The sequence below is a fragment of the Pseudomonas sp. O230 genome (assembly GCF_045447035.1).
Lineage (GTDB): Bacteria > Pseudomonadota > Gammaproteobacteria > Pseudomonadales > Pseudomonadaceae > Aquipseudomonas.
In genome coordinates, this window is sequence record NZ_JBJGXN010000015.1 from 1 (window position 1) to 21,317 (window position 21,317).

General features: G+C 59.8%; 16 protein-coding genes. 11 read left to right on the forward strand and 5 right to left on the reverse strand.

What is annotated here, in order from left to right:
• The first annotated feature begins 93 nt into the window (after positions 1 to 93).
• From recC to ACI77H_RS27965, 7 genes are all read left to right on the forward strand, one after another.
• Entirely contained in the window at positions 94 to 3,546 is a 3,453-nt protein-coding gene (recC, locus tag ACI77H_RS27935) for an exodeoxyribonuclease V subunit gamma (RefSeq protein ID WP_407015011.1), read from the forward strand.
• On the forward strand, positions 3,543 to 7,235 hold the full coding sequence (gene recB, locus ACI77H_RS27940; RefSeq protein WP_407015013.1) for an exodeoxyribonuclease V subunit beta: 3,693 nt from the start codon (positions 3,543 to 3,545) through the stop codon (positions 7,233 to 7,235). The genes recC and recB overlap by 4 nt, the downstream gene beginning before the upstream one ends.
• Positions 7,232 to 9,340, forward strand: a complete 2,109-nt coding sequence (recD, locus tag ACI77H_RS27945) for an exodeoxyribonuclease V subunit alpha (protein WP_407015015.1) — start codon at positions 7,232 to 7,234, stop codon at positions 9,338 to 9,340. Before recB ends, recD begins: the two co-directional genes overlap by 4 nt.
• Positions 9,341 to 9,460: 120 nt before the next feature.
• Positions 9,461 to 10,036, forward strand: a complete 576-nt coding sequence (locus ACI77H_RS27950) for a YfiR family protein (RefSeq protein WP_407015016.1) — start codon at positions 9,461 to 9,463, stop codon at positions 10,034 to 10,036.
• Positions 10,033 to 11,301 carry a diguanylate cyclase domain-containing protein gene (locus tag ACI77H_RS27955; RefSeq protein WP_407015017.1) on the forward strand — a complete coding sequence of 423 codons (1,269 nt, stop codon included), beginning with the start codon at positions 10,033 to 10,035 and terminating at the stop codon, positions 11,299 to 11,301. Before ACI77H_RS27950 ends, ACI77H_RS27955 begins: the two co-directional genes overlap by 4 nt.
• Positions 11,301 to 11,801, forward strand: a complete 501-nt coding sequence (locus ACI77H_RS27960) for an OmpA family protein (RefSeq protein WP_407015019.1) — start codon at positions 11,301 to 11,303, stop codon at positions 11,799 to 11,801. Before ACI77H_RS27955 ends, ACI77H_RS27960 begins: the two co-directional genes overlap by 1 nt.
• A 79-nt stretch (positions 11,802 to 11,880) precedes the next feature.
• Positions 11,881 to 12,594, forward strand: a complete 714-nt coding sequence (locus ACI77H_RS27965; RefSeq protein ID WP_407015020.1) for a CatB-related O-acetyltransferase — start codon at positions 11,881 to 11,883, stop codon at positions 12,592 to 12,594.
• Between the two features lie 15 nt (positions 12,595 to 12,609).
• On the opposite strand, the gene ACI77H_RS27970 is transcribed toward ACI77H_RS27965, so the two are convergent.
• The gene (locus tag ACI77H_RS27970; protein ID WP_407015022.1) at positions 12,610 to 13,557 is read right to left on the reverse strand and encodes a LysR family transcriptional regulator; all 948 of its coding nucleotides are present in this window, start codon (positions 13,555 to 13,557) and stop codon (positions 12,610 to 12,612) included.
• Between the two features lie 150 nt (positions 13,558 to 13,707).
• On the opposite strand from ACI77H_RS27970, the gene ACI77H_RS27975 reads away from it, so the two are divergent.
• Positions 13,708 to 15,234: a CoA-acylating methylmalonate-semialdehyde dehydrogenase gene (locus ACI77H_RS27975; RefSeq protein ID WP_407015024.1), complete on the forward strand. Its 1,527-nt coding sequence runs from the start codon at positions 13,708 to 13,710 to the stop codon at positions 15,232 to 15,234.
• Between the two features lie 10 nt (positions 15,235 to 15,244).
• Positions 15,245 to 16,132: a 3-hydroxyisobutyrate dehydrogenase gene (gene mmsB, locus ACI77H_RS27980; protein ID WP_008040816.1), complete on the forward strand. Its 888-nt coding sequence runs from the start codon at positions 15,245 to 15,247 to the stop codon at positions 16,130 to 16,132.
• A gap of 94 nt (positions 16,133 to 16,226) precedes the next feature.
• On the opposite strand, the gene ACI77H_RS27985 is transcribed toward mmsB, so the two are convergent.
• The 3 genes from ACI77H_RS27985 to ACI77H_RS27995 all read right to left on the reverse strand — a co-directional run bounded on the left by ACI77H_RS27985 (position 16,227) and on the right by ACI77H_RS27995 (position 19,126).
• The gene (locus ACI77H_RS27985; protein ID WP_008024653.1) at positions 16,227 to 16,571 is read right to left on the reverse strand and encodes a cupin domain-containing protein; all 345 of its coding nucleotides are present in this window, start codon (positions 16,569 to 16,571) and stop codon (positions 16,227 to 16,229) included.
• A gap of 163 nt (positions 16,572 to 16,734) precedes the next feature.
• Positions 16,735 to 18,138 carry an amino acid permease gene (locus tag ACI77H_RS27990; protein WP_150634445.1) on the reverse strand — a complete coding sequence of 468 codons (1,404 nt, stop codon included), beginning with the start codon at positions 18,136 to 18,138 and terminating at the stop codon, positions 16,735 to 16,737.
• A 103-nt stretch (positions 18,139 to 18,241) separates the two neighbouring features.
• Positions 18,242 to 19,126 (reverse strand): LysR substrate-binding domain-containing protein, encoded by an 885-nt coding sequence (locus ACI77H_RS27995; RefSeq protein WP_407015026.1) that lies wholly within the window; start codon positions 19,124 to 19,126, stop codon positions 18,242 to 18,244.
• Positions 19,127 to 19,357: 231 nt separating this feature from the next.
• On the opposite strand from ACI77H_RS27995, the gene ACI77H_RS28000 reads away from it, so the two are divergent.
• Entirely contained in the window at positions 19,358 to 20,122 is a 765-nt protein-coding gene (locus ACI77H_RS28000) for a sulfite exporter TauE/SafE family protein (protein WP_407015027.1), read from the forward strand.
• Here the strand turns inward: ACI77H_RS28000 and ACI77H_RS28005 are convergent.
• Positions 20,112 to 20,426, reverse strand: coding sequence for a putative quinol monooxygenase (locus tag ACI77H_RS28005; protein ID WP_407015028.1), 315 nt, complete (start codon positions 20,424 to 20,426; stop codon positions 20,112 to 20,114). The two genes, ACI77H_RS28000 and ACI77H_RS28005, sit on opposite strands and share 11 nt — an antisense overlap.
• Before the next feature lie 162 nt (positions 20,427 to 20,588).
• On the opposite strand from ACI77H_RS28005, the gene ACI77H_RS28010 reads away from it, so the two are divergent.
• Positions 20,589 to 21,179 carry an NAD(P)H-dependent oxidoreductase gene (locus ACI77H_RS28010; RefSeq protein ID WP_407015029.1) on the forward strand — a complete coding sequence of 197 codons (591 nt, stop codon included), beginning with the start codon at positions 20,589 to 20,591 and terminating at the stop codon, positions 21,177 to 21,179.
• Positions 21,180 to 21,317 lie beyond the last annotated feature (138 nt).

The window sequence follows — 21,317 nt, forward strand, 5'->3', positions numbered from 1 at the left end:
CGTACAGCATTACCGGACAGCTCCCGGCTGCCACAGTCTCCCGACAATGCTAAGGTTCGGCCCTAGCTTTTGTATTTTTCCAAGGAAGCCTTTATGCCGGACGCGACGTCCCTCAGTGCTGGTTTTATGGTGGTTCACGGTAACCGCCTGGACGAGTTGCGCAGCTTGGTGGTCAGCTGGATGCGGCGATACCCGCTGGCTCCCTTGGAAAATGAAATTGCTCTGGTGCAGAGTAATGGCATCGCCCAGTGGCTAAAGCTGGCACTGGCGGAAGACCCGGAAGAGGACGATATGGGCGGTTGCGGAATCGCCGCAGCCATCGACGTGCAGTTGCCGGGCAGCTTCATGTGGCAGCTCTATCGCATGGTGCTTGGCCGGGACGAAATTCCCGCCAAGTCTTTACTCGATAAAGCCCCGCTGACCTGGCGTCTCATGCGACTGCTTCCGCAGTTGATAGACAAGCCGCACTTCGAGCCTCTGCAACGCTTTCTCACCAATGACACTGACTTGCGCAAACGCTATCAATTGGCCGAACGACTTGCTGACCTGTTCGACCAATATCAGGTGTACCGAGCCGACTGGCTTGAAGACTGGGCTGAAGGTCGGCATCAGTTGCGCAACGGTCGCGGCGAATCGAAACCCTTGACCCCGGCCAATTGCTGGCAAGCGGAATTGTGGCGTGCGTTGTTGCTGGATGTGGGGGAACAAGGCATGGCGCAAAGTCGTGCCGGCGTCCATCAGCGGTTTATCGAGCGCATCAACAACCTCGATGTGGCGCCCGCTGGATTACCGTCCCGAGTTATCGTTTTCGGGATTTCTTCTCTTCCCGCCCAGGCTCTGGAAGCACTTGCCGGGTTAGCTCGTTTCAGCCAGGTTTTGCTCTGTGTACACAACCCATGTCGTCACCATTGGGCGGACATCGTCGCCGATAAAGACCTGTTACGGCATCAATACAAGCGTCAGGCCCGCAAGAGCGGTATGCCGGTCGTGCTGGATCCGCAAACTCTGCATCAGCATGCCCATCCACTGCTGGCTGCCTGGGGGAAGCAGGGGCGGGACTACATCAACCTGCTCGACAGCTACGACGATCCCAACAGCTATCGCTCGGCGTTTCGTGACGGGCGCATCGACCTGTTCAGTGACAGCCAGCCACAGAGCCTGCTGAACCAACTCCAGGACGACATCCTCGAATTGCGTCCTCTGAATGAAACGCGCGAACGCTGGCCGGCAGTAGATCCAGATGCAGATCAATCGATCCGTTTTCACATTGCCCACAGTGCCCAACGAGAAGTAGAGATACTCCACGATCAGTTGCTCGCACGCTTTAGTGCTGACTCTGACTTAAGACCGCGCGACGTTATCGTGATGGTCCCGGACATCGACAGTTATGCGCCACATATTCGCGCTGTATTCGGCCAGCTTGAACGCCATGACCCACGCTTCATACCGTTCACGCTCGCCGATCAAGGCCAGCGCGGTCGTGACCCACTGCTGATTGCTGTCGAACACCTGCTAAAACTGCCCGACAGTCGTTTCCCCGTTAGCGAGATCCTCGATCTGCTGGACGTTCCTGCGTTGCGTGCTCGCTTTGGTGTAGAAGAGCGAGACCTGCCGACCCTGCATCGCTGGATCGAAGGCGCTGGCATCCGCTGGGGCATGAGCGCCGAGCAACGAGCGGGGCTTGGATTGCCGCAGGAACTGGAGCAAAACAGTTGGCGTTTCGGTTTACGGCGGATGTTGCTGGGGTATGCAGTCGGCAGCGCCAGTGCCTGCCAAGGTATCGAGCCCTACGACGAGATTGGTGGTCTGGATGCCGCGCTGATAGGGCCTTTGGTAGCGCTCCTGGATGCACTTGAAATTGCTCACCAGGAACTCACGCGCCCTGCGCCGCCCAAGCAATGGGGGATACGGCTGCAAGCGTTGGTGCAGTTGTTTTTCCAGGCCAGTAATGAGCATGACGACTACTTGCTCGCTCAACTCGAAGAGTTGCGTGAAACCTGGCTTGAGACCTGTGAGTCGGTCGGTTTGCACGATGAGTTGCCGTTGACCGTGGTTCGTGAAGCCTGGCTTGCCGGTCTCGATCAGGGGCGTTTGTCCCAGCGTTTTCTCGCCGGTGCGGTGAACTTCTGCACCTTGATGCCCATGCGCGCGATCCCGTTCAAGCTGGTCTGTCTGCTGGGCATGAATGATGGTGATTATCCGCGTGCGCAACCGCCACTGGACTTCGACCTGATGGGCAGCGATTACCGACCGGGTGATCGCTCCCGGCGCGAAGACGATCGCTATCTGTTGTTGGAAGCGCTGCTGTCAGCACGTAATCAGCTCTACATCAGTTGGGTTGGCCGCAGCATTCGCGATAACAGCGAACGCCCGGCTTCTGTGCTGATTGGCCAACTCCGCGACCATCTGGCCAGTGGATGGCGACTGCACAATGCCGATGAGAACTTGCTGGAGGCAATGACTCAAGAGCACCCGTTACAGCCTTTCAGTGCCCGCTATTTCCATGAAGGCGATGATTTGTTCAGCTACTCCAGCGAATGGCAGGTGCTTCATCAAGCTATTGAGTCGGTAACCGATAACGGCATTCTCGCCCCCTATGTCCAGGAGGAGCCGCTAAGCCTCGGCCAACTGCAGGATTTTCTGCGCAACCCGGTGCGGCACTTCTTCAGCCAGCGGCTGAAGGTATTCTTTGAAGCGGCTGAAGTGCCCTTGGCCGATGAAGAGCCATTTGTCCTCGACGCACTGCAACGTTACAGCCTCAGCGACAGTTTGCTCGGCGCCGCGCTGGAGCATCTGGATCAGTCCGACCAGGCTCTGGCGGCACAGGCTAAACGTCTGCAAAACAGCGGCCTGTTGCCCATGGCGGGTTTCGGCGAATGCCTGCAGCGGGAATTGATCGAGCCATTGCCGGATCTGCTGCAGCGTTATCAACAGCTTTTGGCCTTATGGCCGACACCGCTCACCAGCGCTTTGCCTGTGAGTCTTGAACTGCAGGGCCTGCGGCTTGAAGGCTGGCTCAGCGGTCTGCATCAGCGAGCTGACGGTGGTTTACTGTCGATTACCACGATTCCCAACAGCATCGGCTCGATCAAGTCTCGCAAATGGCATCGTCTGACGCGGTCATGGATCAATCATTTGGTTGCCTGCGCCAGTGGAATGGCCATGACCACTGCGCTGGTGGCCAGTGACGACAGCCTGCTGCTCGGTCCTATGGAGGAAGACGTCGCATTGCGGACCTTGAGTGACTTGCTGATGGCCTGGCAAACAGGCATGTGCCAACCTCTACCCATTGCAGTCAAAACCGCATTTGCCTGGTTAGCCCAGACTGATCCTGCCAAAGCCGACGCCGCCGCTCGCAAAGCCTATGAAGGCGACGGTCTGACCACCGACGGCGAACGCCGCGAAAGTCCTGCGCTCGCCCGTCAGTTCGCTGACTATGACGCATTGATTGCCGATGAGACCTTCGCCGATTGGTGCAACGCCTTGTACAAGCCGATGCTGGATGCTTCCTGGCGCTCATTGACCAGCGAGGAGGCACGCTCATGACCTCCCAGACACCGTTGGCCCTGGCGTTTCCACTGCGCGGCAGTCAATTGATCGAGGCCAGTGCCGGGACCGGCAAGACCTTCACTATCTCCGCGTTGTACCTGCGGCTGGTCCTGGGCCACGGCGGGGAGTCGAGCGGTTTTGGGCGTGAGCTGTTACCGCCGCAAATCCTCGTTGTGACCTTCACAGACGCCGCGACCAAAGAGCTGCGCGAACGCATTCGAACGCGTCTTGCCGAAGCCGCACGGTTTTTTCGCGATGAAACACCGTCGCCAGATGCCCTGATTGCAGAATTGCGCGAACAGTACCTTCCCGAGCAGTGGCCCGGATGCGCAAACCGTCTGGACATCGCCGCCCAGTGGATGGACGAAGCGGCTGTCTCGACCATCCACAGTTGGTGTCAGCGCATGTTGCGCGAACACGCGTTCGACAGTGGCAGCCTGTTTACCCAGACCCTGGAAACCGATCACAGTGATTTGCTCGGCGAGGTTCTGCGCGACTACTGGCGATTGTTTTGTTACCCGATGCAAGGCGATGCGCTGAATTGGGTGCGCGGTAATTGGGGCGGTCCGGCGGCCCTGTTACCGCGAGTTCGTGGCTTGTTCGCCAGTGAGCGCAACAGCGCTGAAGGTAAAGAGCCTGTTGAACTGATCACTGAGTGTCTGCAGGAGCGACGTGCTGCGTTGCTCGAGCTCAAAATGCCTTGGCGTCAATGGGCGGACGAGTTACTTGCCATCTGTCATGAGGGCGTCGCGAGTAAAAGCGTCGACGGTCGAAAGATGCAGGCACGCTATTTCGAACCCTGGTTCGAAAAGATAAAAACCTGGGCCGCAGATGAATTACTCGAGCAGTTGGATATTGGCACCGGTTTCACTCGCCTGACGCCTGAGGGCATGGCTGAGGCCTGGAAAAAAGGCGAAGTGCCCAATCACCCGGGACTGGATGCAATGCCTGCTCTCAAGGCCAGTCTCGATGGTTTGCCGACCCCTGATGCGGCAGTCCTGCAACACGCTGCTCAGTGGGTGGGCGCGCGGTTCGAGGAAGAAAAGCGTCGCCGCGCGGAAATGGGTTTCGATGACATGCTGCTGCGCCTCGATGCCGCATTGCAAGCCGAGGGCGGTGAACGTTTGGCAACCCTGATCCGCGAGCAATTCCCGGTAGCGTTGATCGACGAATTCCAGGATACCGACCCGGTTCAATACCAGATCTTCGAAAGCATCTATCGTATCGAGGACAATAATCCTGAATGCGGCCTGTTCCTGATCGGCGACCCGAAGCAGGCGATCTATGCCTTCCGTGGCGCCGACATCTATACCTACCTGCGTGCCCGCCAGGCCACCACTGGCCGACTGCATACCTTGGGCACCAACTTCCGTTCCAGCCATGGCATGGTCGATGCGGTGAACCATGTGTTCGAGCGCGCCGAGTCGCGGGAAGTGGGGCGGGGCGCATTTCTGTTCCGTGAAAAAAATGGCGAAAACCCCGTTCCGTTCCTGCCGGTCGCCTCCCAGGGACGCGAAGAAGTGCTTCATGTTGATGGTCAGGTTGTACCGGCTCTGAATATCTGGCATCTGTCCGCCGATCAACCATTGTCTGGCGCCGTTTACCGACAGCAATTAGCCGCCGCTTGCGCCAGCGAAATCACCGCTTTGCTCAATGGCGGACAACTTGGCCGGGCGGGTTTCATCCAGGACGGCAAGGATTTCAAAGGCTTGCTGCCAGCGGATATTGCAATCCTGGTGCGCGACGGCAAAGAGGCCCAGGCCGTGCGCGCCGAACTCACGGCCCGGGGCGTGCGCAGCGTGTATCTGTCGGACAAGGACTCGGTGTTTGCCGCACAGGAAGCCCATGACCTGCTGACCTGGCTCAAGGCCTGCGCCGAGCCGGATGTCGAGCGTCCGCTGCGAGCGGCGTTAGCCTGCATCACGCTGAATTTGTCGCTGGCTGAACTGGAACGCTTGAATCAGGACGAGTTGGCGTGGGAAGCGCGGGTCATGCAGTTCCGCGGTTATCGCGAACTCTGGCGCAAACAGGGCGTGTTGCCGATGCTGCGTCGCTTGCTACATGACTTCCAGCTACCTCAGGCACTGATCGCGCGAAGCGACGGCGAGCGTGTGCTGACCAACTTGCTGCATCTGTCCGAACTGCTGCAACAGGCGGCTGCCGAACTCGATGGCGAGCAAGCGCTGATCCGACATTTATCCGAACACCTGGCGTTGTCCGGTCAGGCTGGGGAAGAACAGATCCTGCGTTTGGAGAGCGACGAGCAACTGGTCAAGGTCGTGACCATTCACAAGTCCAAAGGGCTTGAGTATCCGTTGGTGTTCCTGCCGTTCGTGTGTTCGGCGAAGCCGGTCGACGGCAGCCGTTTGCCACTGCATTACCACGACGCGACAGGCAGGGCTCAAGTGACTTTGAAGCTAACGCCCGAGTTGATCGCACTGGCCGATGATGAGCGACTGGCCGAGGATCTGCGTTTGCTTTATGTGGCCCTGACCCGTGCACAACATGCCTGTTGGCTCGGTGTTACGGACCTAAAGCGCGGCAATCACAACAGCTCGGTACTTCACCTTTCGGCACTGGGTTATTTGCTGGGCGGTGGCGCCCCATTGACCGAATCGGCGGGTTTGAGGCGTTGGCTTGAAGACTTGCAGCAGGACTGTGCGGCGCTGAGCTGCGGCGAAATGCCTGAAGCGATCGTCGAGCATTACCACCCGCCGCAGAACGATGCGACATTGCTTGCTCCGCTGATCCCCAAGCGCAAGGCCAGCGAAAACTGGTGGATTGCCTCCTACAGCGCCCTGCGCATCGGCGACAGCCTGAGCGTGGGCAGTGACGAGGCCCCGGAAAACCCGCAAGCGCAAAAGCTGTTTGACGACGAGCGCCTTGATCCGGAAGCGCCGCGAGAAGTGGTTGCCGGCGGTGCCGATATCCATCGCTTTCCTCGTGGTCCGAATCCCGGCACCTTTCTCCATGGTTTGCTGGAATGGGCTGGCAACGAAGGTTTTGCCGCCACGCCGCAAGTTGTGGAAGACGCCATTGCCCGTCGTTGCAACCGTCGTGGCTGGGAAGGCTGGATCACCACGCTGAGCGATTGGCTGCAGCACCTGCTCAAGTCCCCGTTGTACATCGGTGCTGGACAGGCACCCGTGATATTCGAGCAATTGAGCCAGTACCGCGTCGAGATGGAATTCTGGTTCGCCAGCCATAAAGTCGATGTGCTCAAACTTGATGAACTGGTCCGCCAATACACCCACAACGGCGTTGCCCGTGTTGCCGCCGAACCTGTGCTGCTCAACGGCATGTTCAAAGGCTTCATCGATCTGACGTTCGAGCATGACGGTCGTTACTACGTCGCCGATTACAAATCCAACTGGCTGGGCGTCGATGACATGGCCTATACCGAGCAAGCCATGGAACAGTCGATTCTGGACAATCGTTACGACCTGCAATACGTGCTGTACCTGCTGGCCCTGCATCGCCAGCTCAAGGCACGCCTTGCCGATTACGATTACGACCGGCATGTCGGTGGTGCGCTGTATCTGTTCCTGCGTGGCACCCGCGCATCCAGTCAGGGCGTGTATTTCGCCCGTCCCCCAAGAGCACTGATCGAGCGTCTGGACCGGCTGTTCCAAGGCAAGCCAGAACCCAAGGCCGAACCCGCCTGGGAACAGGGAGTACTGCTATGAGTCGCACCTTCGCCGATTTGTTGCCGACGCCATTGGCCGCGGAAAGTCTGGCAAGTCTGGCGCCGCTGAGTCGTGCCGATGACTTGTTGCTGCTGCTCACGCGCTGGGTCGAACGGGGCTGGTTGCGCGCACTGGACAAGGCCTTCGTAGCGTTCTTGCACGAACTGGCTCCCGACGATGATCCTCTGGTGCTGCTGGCTGCGGCATTGACCAGCCACCAACTGGGTCACGGACACGTCTGTCTGGATCTGTTCGAGACCCTGAAAGAACCGGACTTCGCGTTGTCCTTGCCACCGGAAGGCGATCTGCAAAGTGGCGCGATGCTGCTGCCATCGCAATTGCTTGAAGCGCTGGACGGCGCCCATTGGTGCAAGGTGCTGGCCGCCAGCAATCTGGTCGCGTTGGCAGCCGATAGTAGTGACGCGGCCCAACAACGGCCGATGGTACTTTCAGGAAAACGCCTGTATCTGCGACGCTACTGGACCTATGAGCGGCGTATCGATGACGCGCTGCGCCAACGCCTGGCCGAACATGAAACCACGCCGAATGATCTGTCCCAACGCCTTACCGGTCTGTTCGGTCCGGCCAGGCCTGGCGAGGTGATCGACTGGCAGAAGCTCGCGTGTGCCTTGGCGACCCGCAGTGCCTTCAGCATCGTCACCGGCGGCCCGGGAACGGGCAAGACCACCACGGTCGTGCGCTTGCTGGCATTACTTCAGGCACCGGCGGTGGAGGCTGGCAAACCGCTGCGCATCCGTCTCGCTGCCCCCACCGGGAAAGCTGCGGCACGGTTGACGGAATCGATCAGCCAACAAGTCCGGACGCTGGAAGTCGCCGAAGCCGTACGAGATAAAATTCCATCAGACGTTACCACCGTGCACCGTCTCCTCGGCAGTCGGCCCGGTACGCGACATTTTCGGCATCACGCCGGTAATCGTTTACCGCTGGATGTGCTGGTGGTGGATGAAGCCTCGATGATCGACCTGGAGATGATGGCCAATCTTCTCGACGCGATGCCGGCCCATGCCCGCCTGATTCTGTTGGGTGACAAGGACCAACTGGCTTCGGTGGAAGCCGGTGCCGTGCTGGGGGATCTGTGCCGCGACGCCGAGGCCGGTTGGTACAGCCCGCAGACGCGTCAGTGGCTGGAAACGGTCAGTGGTGAAAACCTTGCAGCCAGTGGGTTGCACGAAGACACACACGGGGCTCATCCACTGGCCCAGCAGGTGGTGATGCTGCGCCACTCGCGTCGGTTCGGCGAGGGCAGCGGCATTGGCCAACTGGCGCGCTGGGTCAACCGGCAACAACCCGAAGAAGCTCGCCAATTGCTGGCGGCTCGAAGCCACGGCGATGTATTTTCCCTGCCCCTCAAGGGTGAACAGGACCGGGCGCTGGAGCGCTTGTTGCTCGAAGGCCATGGTGATGGGCCGCAAGGCTACCGGCATTACCTCAGTCTGCTGCGCGACCTGCGGCCACCGCTCGACAGCTCGCTCGATGATTCACGCTGGACCGATTGGGCGCGTCAGGTGTTGCAAGCCTTCGATGCCTTCCAGCTGCTGTGCGCCGTTCGCAAAGGGCCATGGGGTGTCGAGGGCTTGAATCAGCGCGTGACCGACGCGTTGCTCAAGGCCCGATTGATCGACAGCAATCAGCAGTGGTACGAAGGCCGGCCAGTGCTGATGACCCGCAACGACTATGGCTTGGGTTTGATGAACGGCGACATCGGCATTGCCCTCAAGCTGCCGGAGCGCGATGGCCCCGAGGCGGGTCGTCAGGTCTTGCGCGTGGCTTTCCCGCGCAATGATGGCCAGGGTGGCGTGCGCTTTGTGCTGCCGAGCCGGCTCAATGACGTCGAGACCGTGTACGCCATGACCGTGCACAAATCCCAGGGCTCCGAGTTTGCTCATACGGCATTGATTCTGCCGGACGCCCTGAACCCGGTTCTGACCAAGGAGCTGATCTATACCGGCATTACCCGGGCCAAGGACTGGTTCACGTTGATCGAGCCACGGACCGGGGTGTTTGAAGAGGCGGTGCGGCGCAAGGTCAAGCGGTTGAGCGGGTTGATGCTGGAGTTGGAAGAAGCTGTCGAGCCGAGCCAATAAATGGCGGCGGCGCCGGACGTTGGTAACTGTCCAAAGTGCCGTCGTACGTGGCCTCGCGGGCGTTTCGACGCTGTGCTATCGTTGCGGCACCCTCCCGTTACGATCGAAGAGAATCCCTGCATGAAGGTGGCTGTCTGGACGACAGAGTGCGTCGCTGGCTTCAAGCAAGCCATACTTGCAGGCGTTCTCTGTTTGCTCAGCGGCTTCGTTTTCGCTCAACCACAAACCCCATCAGTCATGGCGGACCAGCGCGCCAAATCGGTCACGCAGGTGGTACTCGGGATACTCAGTTATGCCCGTTGGCCTGTTGAGCCCACACAACTTCGTTTGTGCATCGTCGGTCCCACCGAATACACCGATGACTTGGTCAAGGGCACCACCCAGGCCACTGGCCGACCTGTTACCGTGCGCCGCCTGCTGGCCGACAATCCATCCATTGTCGGAGAGTGCGACGCGGTTTATCTCGGCAAATTGACCGGCGAAGAACGCAGCCGACTGTTCACTTCGCTGACCGGGCATCCGGTGTTGAGCATCAGCGAAAGCGACGATCAATGCACCGTCGGCAGTCTGTTCTGTTTGCGTGTCGGCGATGAACAAGTGTCCTTCGAGGTCAACCTCGATTCCGTCGCCCGCAGCGGCGTGCGAATTCACCCAAATGTGCTGCAACTGTCCCGCCGCAAGCCGGCGGCGCCATGAAGCTATTCAAACCCGGCAGTCGCCCGACCCTGCGTTCGGTCATCGGTCGCGGTCATTTGATCGTCGCGCTGGTCGGCGTGGCCATGGCCAGCATCTCGCTGACATTGCTCGGCGTCCTGGCGTTGCGGGTCTATGCCGACCACAACCTGCACCTGATCGCGCGCTCCATCAACTACACCGTGGAAGCGGCCGTGGTGTTCAACGATAAAGCCGCCGCCACCGAAGCGCTGGCGTGGATCGCTTCCACCGAAGAAGTGGCGGATGCCCAAGTGCTGGACGGACAAGGCAAGTTGTTGGCACGCTGGCAGCGGCCCGAAACCGGATTGTTCTCCGATCTCGAAATGCAGATGGCCAAAGCCTTTCTGGAAAAGCCCATCAGCATGCCGATCATCCACCAAGGTCAGGACATCGGTAGCATCCTGTTGATCGGTCACGGTGGCAGCCTGATGCGCTTCTTGCTCAGCGGTCTGGTGGGCATCGTTCTGTGCACCGCGGTCAGTGCCTGGGTGGCGCTTTATCTGGCTCGCCGACAATTGCGCGGGATCACCGGCCCGCTGCGCAGTCTGGCTTCCGTGGCGCATGCCGCGCGCAGCGAACGAGCCTTCGACCGGCGAGTGCCACCCGCCGACATCGCCGAACTCGATAACCTGGGCAATGACTTCAATGCCCTGCTCGATGAACTCGAATCCTGGCAGACTCACCTGCAAAGCGAGAATGAAACCCTCGCCCACCAGGCCAGTCATGACAGCCTCACCGGGTTGCCGAACCGGGCGTTTTTCGAAGGTCGATTGATTCGTGCACTGCGCAACGCCAACAAGCTCAACGAGCGAGTAGCGGTGCTGTTTCTCGACAGTGACCGGTTCAAGCAAATCAACGACACCTTCGGTCACGCTGCCGGCGACGCAGTGTTGGTCGCCGTCGCCAATCGGGTTCGTGCGCAACTGCGCGATGAGGATCTGGTGGCGCGTCTGGGCGGGGACGAGTTTGCTGTCCTGCTGACACCGTTGCACAAGACCGAAGACGCCGAGCGGATCGCCGATAAAATCATCGCGAGCATGAAAGTGCCGATTCCGTTGCCGGGCCATACTCAGGTTTTGACTTCCCTGAGTATCGGCATTGCCGTGTACCCGGATCATGGTGCTACACCGGGGGCTCTGCTCAATGCCGCCGACGCGGCCATGTACCAGGCCAAACGTTTTTCCAGAGGCGCACAGCACACGTCAGGGTCGGAGCACCCTGTCGCCGATGTTCAAACCAGGAGCTGATGTTCGTGTTCTCATTCAATCTGCGATTTCTCACGATCCCCTTGTTCATCGCCTTGCTGGCACTGAGCGGTTGCCAGACGGCGCCACAAAAAGGTTTGAATCCGGCACAGGTCGCAATGCTTAAACAGCAGGGTTTCGAGTTGACCGACGAAGGGTGGGCGTTTGGCTTGTCCGGCAAAGTGTTGTTTGGCAGTGATGTCGAAAGCCTGAACCCGCAGAGCACCGAGATCGTCGAGCGCATTGGCAAGGCGTTGCAGGGGGTTGGCATTGATCGGGTACGGGTCGATGGTCACACCGACGCGTCGGGCAAAGAGACCTACAACGAACAGCTGTCCCTGCGCCGCGCGAACAGCGTCGGCAAAGTCCTGACCTCGGTCGGCATGAAAGAGCAGAATATTCAGCTACGGGGCCTTGGCAGCAGTGAGCCCGTTGCCTCCAACGACAACGCGACCGGCCGAACCGAGAACCGTCGGGTGTCGATCGTGGTGAGCGCCGATTGATCGGCGGCATGACCTTTTTAATTATTCTTTTTGGGGGGCTTCATACCCCCGTAGATGAACGGAACGCGACGACTGCCACATGGAAAAAATAATAAATTACTGCCGCAACCACTTCTGGAAAAAATGGCTTCGCAGACATAAATGCAAGGTTGCTGGCGGGGTGTCATCGCTTAACGCCAAAACCACGTTGCTGGTCGAAGAAAATGTTTCGCTCGGTAATGTGGTGATTGGAGCCAAACGATTGAGCATTGGTGCTCACACTTATATTCGCAGTGGTTGCGTGCTGTCCGCGGTTTCCTCAATCGGACGGTTTTGTTCGATTGGCAACGACTGCTACATCGGACAAGACAAAAATACCCACCCCTCCGACTGGGTCAGTTCGCATCCCTTCCAATTTACCCATACAAAACTGTCCTTCGAACCGGAGATCGTTGATGTAACCATCGGCGACGATGTCTGGATCGGGCATGGCGCCATGATCATGGAGGGTGTCACCGTGGGCACGGGTGCCATTATCGCCACCCGCGCACTGGTTGCTCACGATGTGCCGCCCTATGCGGTAGTCGCCGGGATTCCGGCCAAAGTCATCAAGTATCGGCACCCGCCAGAGGTTGTGGCGCAGTTACTGGAGAGCAAATGGTGGGAATGTAATGTCGATTTTCTTCTGAGCTTGCGCCTGGACGATCCCCGTACTTCCGTGCCGATGATTATCGAGTCACACAAGGCCAACCAGGTTGTTTACAAGCGGCTGGAAGTCACTCGCAAGGGCTGCCAATTGGCTAGCCCACTTTGACCTTCTGCTCAGCGCTCAGTCCGTAAACCGTAGCTCCCGCGTCTCGCCCAGCAACAACGGGCGATTCAGCTCCGTCACCTCGCGGATGTAATCCCACAACAGGGTAATCCGCTTGAGCTTCCTCAGGTCTTCGCGGCAGTACATCCAGAACTGTCGGGTGATATTGACTTCCTCCGGCAGCACCGGCAGTAACCGTGGGTCCTGAGCCGCGAGGAAGCACGGCAGTATCGCCAGCGAGCGTCCTTGCTGCGCCGCCACGAACTGCGCAATCACGCTGGTGCTGCGCAAATTGGCGCTGGCGCCAGGCAGCACGTTTGCCAGGTACAACAGCTCCGAGCTGAAGGCCAGGTCGTCGACATAACTGATAAATGAATGCTTGCCCAAGTCTGCCGAGCGGCGGATCGGTGGGTGTTTGTCCAGATAGTCCTGGGTCGCGTATAGCTGCAATTTGTAGTCGCAGAGTTTGCAGCAGACGTACGGGCCATGCTCCGGGCGCTCTAGGGCGATGACGATGTCCGCCTCGCGTTTGGACAAGCTGATGAAGTGCGGCAGGGGCAGGATGTCCACCGAGATTGCCGGGTAGGCGTCGACGAAATGGCTCAGCTGCGGGGTAATGAAAAAGCTGCCGAACCCTTCCGTGCAACCCATTCGCACATGACCGGACAACGCCACGCCGGAGCCGGAAACCTGTTCGCACGCCATGTGCAGCGTGCTTTCGATCGACTCGGCGTAACCCAGTAAACGCTGACCTTCCGCCGTCAGGACAAAACCGCTGGTCCGGGACTTCTCGAACAGCAACGTGCCCAATGCCGCTTCCAGCGAACTGATGCGCCGCGACACGGTGGTGTAGTCCACCGCCAGGCGCTTGGCCGCGGTGCTGGCCTTGCGGGTGCGGGCGACCTCGAGGAAAAACTTGAGGTCATCCCAGTTCAGCGAACCTAAAGACGTGATGTTTTTTTGCATAATGGACCGGCTTTTATGTGCGTTCTTATTAGAAGTTTGCACATCTATACTCGAAAAACAGTCCGATCACCAATTCGCGACACACGCCTCATCTCAAGGCGATTCTTGCGCCTTGGCTCCCTGCATAAAAATAAGTATTCGGAGACCCACATGAACGTATCGCTCACGCCTGACAAAACCACCGTCCAGACGGCCAAGCTGCTGATCAACGGCGAGTGGGTCGAGTCCCAGACCACCGAATGGCACGACATCGTCAACCCGGCGACCCAACAGGTGTTGGCCAGGGTCCCGTTTGCCACCGCACAAGAAGTCGACGCCGCGATCAGCGCCGCCCACCGCGCCTTCCAGACCTGGAAGCTGACGCCGATCGGCGCGCGGATGCGCATCATGCTCAAGCTCCAGGCGTTGATTCGCGAACACTCCAAGCGCATCGCCGTGGTCCTGAGTGCCGAGCAAGGCAAAACCATCGCCGACGCTGAAGGCGATATTTTCCGAGGCCTGGAAGTCGTCGAGCACGCGTGCTCCATCGGCACGCTGCAAATGGGCGAGTTCGCCGAGAACGTCGCGGGCGGCGTCGATACCTACACCCTGCGCCAGCCAATCGGCGTGTGCGCCGGCATCACCCCGTTCAACTTCCCGGCGATGATTCCGCTGTGGATGTTCCCGATGGCCATCGCTTGCGGCAACACCTTCGTGCTCAAGCCGTCTGAACAGGACCCGCTGTCGACGCTGCTGCTGGTGGAGCTGGCGATTGAAGCCGGTGTTCCGGCGGGCGTGCTCAACGTGGTTCACGGCGGCAAGGACGTGGTGGACGCCCTCTGCACTCATAAAGACATCAAGGCTGTGTCCTTCGTCGGTTCGACCGCCGTCGGCACCCACGTCTACGACCTGGCCGGCAAACACGGCAAGCGCGTGCAATCGATGATGGGCGCCAAGAACCACGCCGTGGTGCTGCCGGATGCCAACCGCGAGCAAACCCTGAATGCTTTGGTCGGTGCCGGTTTCGGTGCGGCCGGTCAGCGTTGCATGGCCACCTCGGTGGTGGTGTTGGTGGGCGCGGCCAAGCAATGGCTGCCGGACCTCAAGGCGCTGGCGCAGAAACTCAAAGTGAACGCGGGCAGTGAGGCGGGCACCGATGTTGGCCCAGTGATTTCGAAAAAGGCCAAGGCGCGGATTCTCGATCTGATCGAAAGCGGCATCAAGGAAGGCGCCAAGCTTGAACTGGATGGTCGCGAGATCACGGTTCCTGGCTACGAGCAGGGCAACTTTGTCGGCCCGACCCTGTTCTCCGGCGTGACCACCGAGATGCAGATCTACACCCAGGAAATCTTCGGCCCGGTGCTGGTGGTGCTGGAAGTGAATACGCTCGACGAGGCGATTGCCCTGGTCAACGCCAACCCGTTCGGTAACGGCACCGGCCTGTTCACCCAGAGCGGTGCGGCGGCACGCAAATTCCAGAGCGAAATCGATGTCGGCCAGGTCGGCATCAACATTCCGATTCCAGTGCCGGTCCCGTTCTTCAGCTTCACCGGTTCGCGCGGTTCCAAACTCGGCGACCTCGGCCCGTATGGCAAGCAAGTGGTGCAGTTCTACACTCAGACCAAGACCGTCACCAGTCGCTGGTTCGATGACGACAGCGTCAACGACGGTGTGAACACCACCATCAACTTGCGTTAAGGAGCCGGACATGAAAATCGCTTTTATCGGTCTCGGCAACATGGGCGCGCCGATGGCGCGCAACCTGATCAAGGCGGGTCACGCGCTGCGACTGGTTGATTTGAACAAAACCGTTCTGGCCGAGCTGGAGCAATTGGGCGGCAGCATCAGCGCCACGGCCCGTGAAGCCGCTCAAGGCGCAGAACTGGTGATCACCATGCTGCCCGCCGCTGTGCACGTGCGCAGTGTGTGGCTGGGTGAAGACGGCGTACTGGCGGGGATCGCCAAAGGCGTGCCGGCCGTGGATTGCAGCACCATCGATCCGCAAACGGCGCGTGATGTGGCGGCTGCGGCAGCCAAACAAGGCGTGGCCATGGCCGATGCGCCGGTGTCTGGCGGGACAGGCGGCGCAGCGGCCGGGACGCTGACCTTCATGGTCGGCGCCACCCCCGAACTGTTTGCCACCCTGCAACCGGTGCTCGCGCAGATGGGGCGCAACATCGTCCATTGCGGCGAAGTCGGCACCGGACAAATCGCCAAGATCTGCAACAACCTGCTGCTGGCGATTTCCATGGTCGGCGTCAGCGAAGCCATGGCGCTGGGTGATGCGCTGGGGATCGACACTGGTGTGCTGGCCGGGATCATCAACAGTTCCACCGGGCGTTGCTGGAGTTCGGAGATGTACAACCCGTGGCCGGGCATCGTCGAAACGGCGCCGGCATCACGCGGATACACCGGTGGGTTTGGTGCCGAGCTGATGCTCAAGGATCTGGGACTTGCCACGGAAGCGGCACGTCAGGCGCACCAACCGGTGGTGCTTGGTGCGGTGGCCCAGCAGTTGTATCAGGCGATGAGCCAGCGCGGGGAAGGAGGCAAGGACTTCTCGGCGATCATCAACAGCTATCGCAAACCGCAATAAAACCTGTGGGAGCGAGCCGGCTCCCACAGACACTGCATGTAGGCATCGACATTGACCGGGACATCACGTCGGGTGATCTCCCGGTTTTTTTGCATCAGGCAAACACGAAATACTTGCGCACGGTTTCAACCACTTCCCATGTGCCTTTCATCCCCGGTTCGATGACGAAAATATCGCCCGCGCGCAGATGGATCGGCTCTTTGCCTTCCGGGGTGATGATGCAGTAGCCCTCGCGGAAATCGCAGTATTCCCACTTCACGTATTCCACATACCACTTGCCCGGCGTGCAGATCCAGGTGCCCATGATCTTGCTGCCGTCTTCGCTGGTGTAGGCGTTGAGGTTGACGGTGTGCGGGTCGCCTTCGAGTTTTTCCCATTTGCAGGCATCAAGGACCGGCAGGGGGTGAGTGTCGCGAAGAACGGTAATCGGTGCGGACATGATGACTCCGAGCGTGAGGGATAACTGAAGTCGCACCGTATAGGGCTTGGTGGGGCATCAGTTGTCTGTGCTCGACATCGAGGTATCCAGAAACGCTGGTTCCACTGCGCGCTCAATAAAACGCCCCGGTATTCATCGAATGCCGGGGCGTTTTTTTACGCGGTTACTGAGTCACTGACAGCTTTCGATGCCTGGCCATGCGCAACCGGTAGCACCCGTAGATGACCAATACCCACACCGGCATGGCGTACACCGAGGCGCGCACGGGTGGAATCATCCAGATGACGCAGATGATCACGGCCATGAACGCCAGGCACAGATAATTGGTGTACGGCGACCAGAACGCCTTGAAGCCAGGCACGACGCCGCGCTGAACCATGGCCTTGCGAAACTTCAGGTGCGTCAGGCTGATCAGCGCCCAGTTGATCATCAGCGAGGCAACCACCAGCGCAAACAACAGCTCAAGCGCTTCGTGCGGCGCGACGTAGTTGACCAGCACCGCCAGCATGGTGATCAGCGCCGACACGCCCAGTGCCAGCAACGGAACGCCTTGCTTGTTCAATTTCATCAGCACTTTTGGGGCGTCGCCTTGTTCCGCCAGGCCGTAGAGCATGCGGCTGTTGCAGTAGACGCCGCTGTTGTAGACCGAGAGCGCGGCGGTGAGTACCACGAAGTTGAGGATCTGCGCGGCGGTGTCGCTGCCGATCAGGGCGAAAATCTGCACGAACGGGCTGCCGCTGTAGGCATCGCCCGAAGCGCCCAGTGTTTGCAGCAGTTGGTCCCACGGGTACAGCGACAGCAACACGGTGAGTGCGCCGACGTAGAAGATCAGCACCCGATAAACCACTTGGTTGATGGCTTTGGGAATGACCTTGCGCGGCTCGCTGGCTTCTGCGGCGGTGATGCCGACCAGTTCCAGGCCGCCAAAGGAGAACATGATGAACGCCATCGCCATCAGCAGACCGCTGTAACCATTGGGAAAGAATCCGCCGTGGCTCCACAGGTTGCTCACCGATGCTTGCGGGCCGCCAGTGCCACTGAACAGCATGTAGCAGCCGAGGAGGATCATGCCGATGATGGCCACGACCTTGATGATCGCGAACCAGAACTCCATCTCGCCGAAGACTTTGACGTTCAGCGTGTTGATCAAGTTGACCAGCACAAAGAACACCGCCGCGCTGACCCAGGTCGGCACCTCCGGCCACCAGAACTGCACGTACTTGCCTACGGCGGTCAGCTCGGCCATGCCCACCAGCACATACAGGACCCAGTAGTTCCAGCCGGACAAGAAACCGGCAAAACCGCCCCAATAGTTGTGAGCGAAGTGGCTGAAAGAGCCGGCCACGGGTTCCTCGACAATCATCTCGCCCAGTTGGCGCATGATCAGGAATGCGATGAAACCGGCAATCGCATAGCCGAGGATCATCGACGGTCCGGCGGATTTGAGCACTCCGGCAGAGCCCAGGAACAGCCCCGTACCAATGGCTCCACCCAACGCGATCAGTTGAATGTGCCGATTTTTCAACCCCCGCTTGAGCGTTGCCTGTTGCAAGATTTCATCCGCCATCTGGTTCCCTTTTGGTTGTTGTGGTCAGGCCTGATTGGAAAGGGCAGATATTACTCTGCACGGTCCTCGTCATACAGGTGCCAGTTGGGCCAAACACTGGTTTTCAAGGCGCGCGCAACGCGTCGAGCAAGGCTCTGGCATAACCGGGCAGGCCAGTGAATGAGCAGGCGCACAACAACAGTTTGCGCTGTGCCCAGTCTTCCTTCAGGGCGAAGCGCTTGAACGATTGATCGACAGCCCGGCGCTGGATCGCCGCCAGCGGCACAATCGCCAGCCCGGCGCCGCGAGCGACCATGCGCATCACGCCGTCGAAGCCTTCTGCACGGATGCGGATTTGCAAGCGCATCCCCGCGTGCAGCGCCTGTTCTTCGAGGTACACCGCCAGCGCGCTATTGGCGTTCAGGCCCACGTAATCGTGATGCAGGGTGTCGCTGAAGTTGGGTGTCGCGCCGTTCGCCAGGGGATGGTCGGGCGGCATGATCAGCACAAGCGGATCATCGCGAAAGGGCAGGGTTTCGAGGGCGTGGGTGTCCACGGCGTCGGAGACGATGCCAAGGTCGGCCGCGCCCTGGCGCAGGGCGTGAGTGATACGGGCGCTGGGCAATTCCTGCAGGTCAATGTCGAGGTTGGGATAACGGCAGAGGAAGTCCGCCAGCACTTCCGGCAGGTACTCGGTGATTGCCGTGGTGTTGCACAGTAAACGCACTTGACCTTTGACGCCCTTGGCGTATTCAGCCAGGTCCTGTTGCAGGCGGTCGGCGTGTTGCAGCAGCAGTCGGGCGTGTTGCGCCAGGGCATTTCCGGCAGGGGTTGGGGTGACGCCGCGACGACCGCGCTCCAGAAAGTCGATGCCGAGCGAAGCCTCCATCGCACGGATTCGTGCGCTTGCCGCCGCCAGGGATAAATGACTGCGCACGGCACCGGCGGTGATGTTGCCGGTGTCGAGGATGTTCAGGTAGAGGCGCAGGTCGGTCAGGTCGAAGTGCATCGGTACAGCCTCGGCAGGTGTGTTGTCGGGGCGGACGCCATCGCGGGCAAGCCCGCTCCCACAGTTATCGTGCTGGCCACAAAATGGGCGAACGACTCAAAACCTGTAGGAGCTGGCTTGCCAGCGATGGCGTCAGGCGGCGCAACAGATTTTTTAGCCTCTATAAAAACAAGAGGCACCCTCAGTATATGGCAGATTTCCAATCGACCCGTCCGGGCTCACCATAGCCCCATGAATACACTCGCCGCGTTCTACCAAAACCTTGGCCTGGCCCTTTCCCTCATGGTCATCGCCACCTTCCTCCTGGCCGGCATGATCAAAGGCGTCATCGGCCTCGGCCTGCCAACCATCGCCATGGGCCTGCTCGGTCTGGCTATGGCGCCGTCGCAGGCTGCGGCGCTGCTGATCATTCCAGCGACCCTGACCAACGTCTGGCAATTGGCCTTCGGCGGGCATTTGCGCGGGCTGGTCAAACGCCTGTGGCCGATGCTGCTGGCGATCTTCATCGGCACCGGTGCCGGTACGGTGTGGATCGGCATGGCCGGTGGTCATTGGGTGGTGCGAGGGTTGGGCGCGGCGTTGCTGCTCTACGCGCTGAGCGGGTTGTTCCTGCCGACCTTGCGTGTCGGCGCTCAGACTGAGCGCTGGCTCGGGCCGCTGTGCGGCGTGCTGACCGGCGTCATCACCTCGGCCACCGGCGTCTTTGTGATTCCGGCGGTGCCGTACCTGCAAGCACTGGGTTTGAACAAGGATGAACTGGTGCAGGCGCTGGGCCTATCGTTCACCGTGTCGACCCTCGCCCTCGCCGCCGGCCTGTTGTGGCGCGGGGCGCTGGGCGGTGGCGAGTTGAGCGCGTCATTGCTGGCGCTGATCCCGGCAGTGCTCGGCATGTTGCTCGGGCAATGGCTGCGTCAGCGGATCAGCGCCGTGCTGTTCAAACGCGTGTTCTTCATCGGCCTCGGTGTGCTCGGCGGCCACCTGCTGATCAGCGGGTAGCGGACGACGGGCTGAGCATCTCGACGGCGCGGATATCGAAATCACCTTCCAGGTATTCCTCGCGTTGTTTGAGGAACTGCTGCATGTGCGGCAGGTTCGAGTGCACGTCGAGGTGCGCCTGGGATTGCCAGATCTCGAAGAAGATAAACAGCGTCGGGTCCTGTTTGTCGCGGAGCATGTGGTACTCGATGCAGCCGGGTTCGGCGCGGCTCGCTTCCACATAGCCACGGAAAAACGCTTCGAAGGCGTCGGATTTTTCCGGGCGGGTCTTGGCGTGCAGGATGAAGCCTTGTATTTCACTCATCAGAAGTCTCCTCAAGTTCAGAATCGGCGCAAGTTTATGGCAACAATCGCCTGTTGATTCGTGCGTATGAGTCAAATGAATTTTGCGAATTCAGGGCTTATTCCACGCGAGGTCGGTCGCTAACCTGCCGCCATCAATTTTCTGACCTTTCCGAGATTTCTCATGAAAAAAGTCCTGTTGCTCAATGGCGGCAAAAAGTTTGCGCACTCCGATGGCCGCTACAACACCACCCTGCACGAAGCCGCGTTGAGCGTGCTGGACCGTGGCGGCGTTGACGTGAAAACCACCTTCATCGACGAGGGGTACGACGTTGCTGAAGAGGTCGCCAAATTCCTTTGGGCCGACGTGATCATTTACCAGATGCCGGGCTGGTGGATGGGCGCGCCGTGGACCGTGAAGAAGTACATCGACGAAGTCTTCACCGAAGGCCACGGCAGCCTCTACGCCAGTGACGGCCGCACCCGTTCCGATGCCTCGCAAAAGTACGGCAGCGGTGGTCTGGTCCAGGGCAAGCAATACCTGTTGTCGCTGACCTGGAACGCGCCGCAACAAGCCTTCGACGACCCGACCGATTTCTTCGAAGGCAAGGGCGTGGACGCGGTGTACTTCCCGTTCCACAAGGCCAACGAGTTCCTCGGCATGACCGGGTTGCCGACGTTCCTGGCCGTTGACGTGATGAAGCGCCCGAACATCGAAGTCGACGTGGCGCGTTATGAGCAGCATTTGACCGAGGTGTTTGGCCTCAAGGCTTGAGGCTCGGCTACTATCGATACTTCCCGCAAGAACCTGTAGGAGCCCGGCTTGCCGGCGATGGCGATCTTGAGTACGCCATCGCCGGCAAGCCGGGCTCCTGCGACAAGCGATTTAAGCGCGGCAATGAATTATCGAGAA

What these genes read in the sequence shown, in the direction of transcription:
- ACI77H_RS27995 (WP_407015026.1), bottom strand. Translation starts at nt 19,126, where the DNA reads ATGCACTTCGACCTGACCGACCTGCGCCTCTACCTGAACATCCTCGAC.
- mmsB (WP_008040816.1), top strand. Translation starts at nt 15,245, where the DNA reads ATGAAAATCGCTTTTATCGGTCTCGGCAACATGGGCGCGCCGATGGCG.
- ACI77H_RS27955 (WP_407015017.1), top strand. Translation starts at nt 10,033, where the DNA reads ATGAAGCTATTCAAACCCGGCAGTCGCCCGACCCTGCGTTCGGTCATC.
- ACI77H_RS28010 (WP_407015029.1), top strand. Translation starts at nt 20,589, where the DNA reads ATGAAAAAAGTCCTGTTGCTCAATGGCGGCAAAAAGTTTGCGCACTCC.
- recB (WP_407015013.1), top strand. Translation starts at nt 3,543, where the DNA reads ATGACCTCCCAGACACCGTTGGCCCTGGCGTTTCCACTGCGCGGCAGT.
- ACI77H_RS28005 (WP_407015028.1), bottom strand. Translation starts at nt 20,426, where the DNA reads ATGAGTGAAATACAAGGCTTCATCCTGCACGCCAAGACCCGCCCGGAA.
- ACI77H_RS27985 (WP_008024653.1), bottom strand. Translation starts at nt 16,571, where the DNA reads ATGTCCGCACCGATTACCGTTCTTCGCGACACTCACCCCCTGCCGGTC.
- ACI77H_RS27950 (WP_407015016.1), top strand. Translation starts at nt 9,461, where the DNA reads ATGAAGGTGGCTGTCTGGACGACAGAGTGCGTCGCTGGCTTCAAGCAA.
- ACI77H_RS27960 (WP_407015019.1), top strand. Translation starts at nt 11,301, where the DNA reads ATGTTCGTGTTCTCATTCAATCTGCGATTTCTCACGATCCCCTTGTTC.
- recD (WP_407015015.1), top strand. Translation starts at nt 7,232, where the DNA reads ATGAGTCGCACCTTCGCCGATTTGTTGCCGACGCCATTGGCCGCGGAA.
- recC (WP_407015011.1), top strand. Translation starts at nt 94, where the DNA reads ATGCCGGACGCGACGTCCCTCAGTGCTGGTTTTATGGTGGTTCACGGT.
- ACI77H_RS27990 (WP_150634445.1), bottom strand. Translation starts at nt 18,138, where the DNA reads ATGGCGGATGAAATCTTGCAACAGGCAACGCTCAAGCGGGGGTTGAAA.
- ACI77H_RS28000 (WP_407015027.1), top strand. Translation starts at nt 19,358, where the DNA reads ATGAATACACTCGCCGCGTTCTACCAAAACCTTGGCCTGGCCCTTTCC.
- ACI77H_RS27965 (WP_407015020.1), top strand. Translation starts at nt 11,881, where the DNA reads ATGGAAAAAATAATAAATTACTGCCGCAACCACTTCTGGAAAAAATGG.
- ACI77H_RS27970 (WP_407015022.1), bottom strand. Translation starts at nt 13,557, where the DNA reads ATGCAAAAAAACATCACGTCTTTAGGTTCGCTGAACTGGGATGACCTC.
- ACI77H_RS27975 (WP_407015024.1), top strand. Translation starts at nt 13,708, where the DNA reads ATGAACGTATCGCTCACGCCTGACAAAACCACCGTCCAGACGGCCAAG.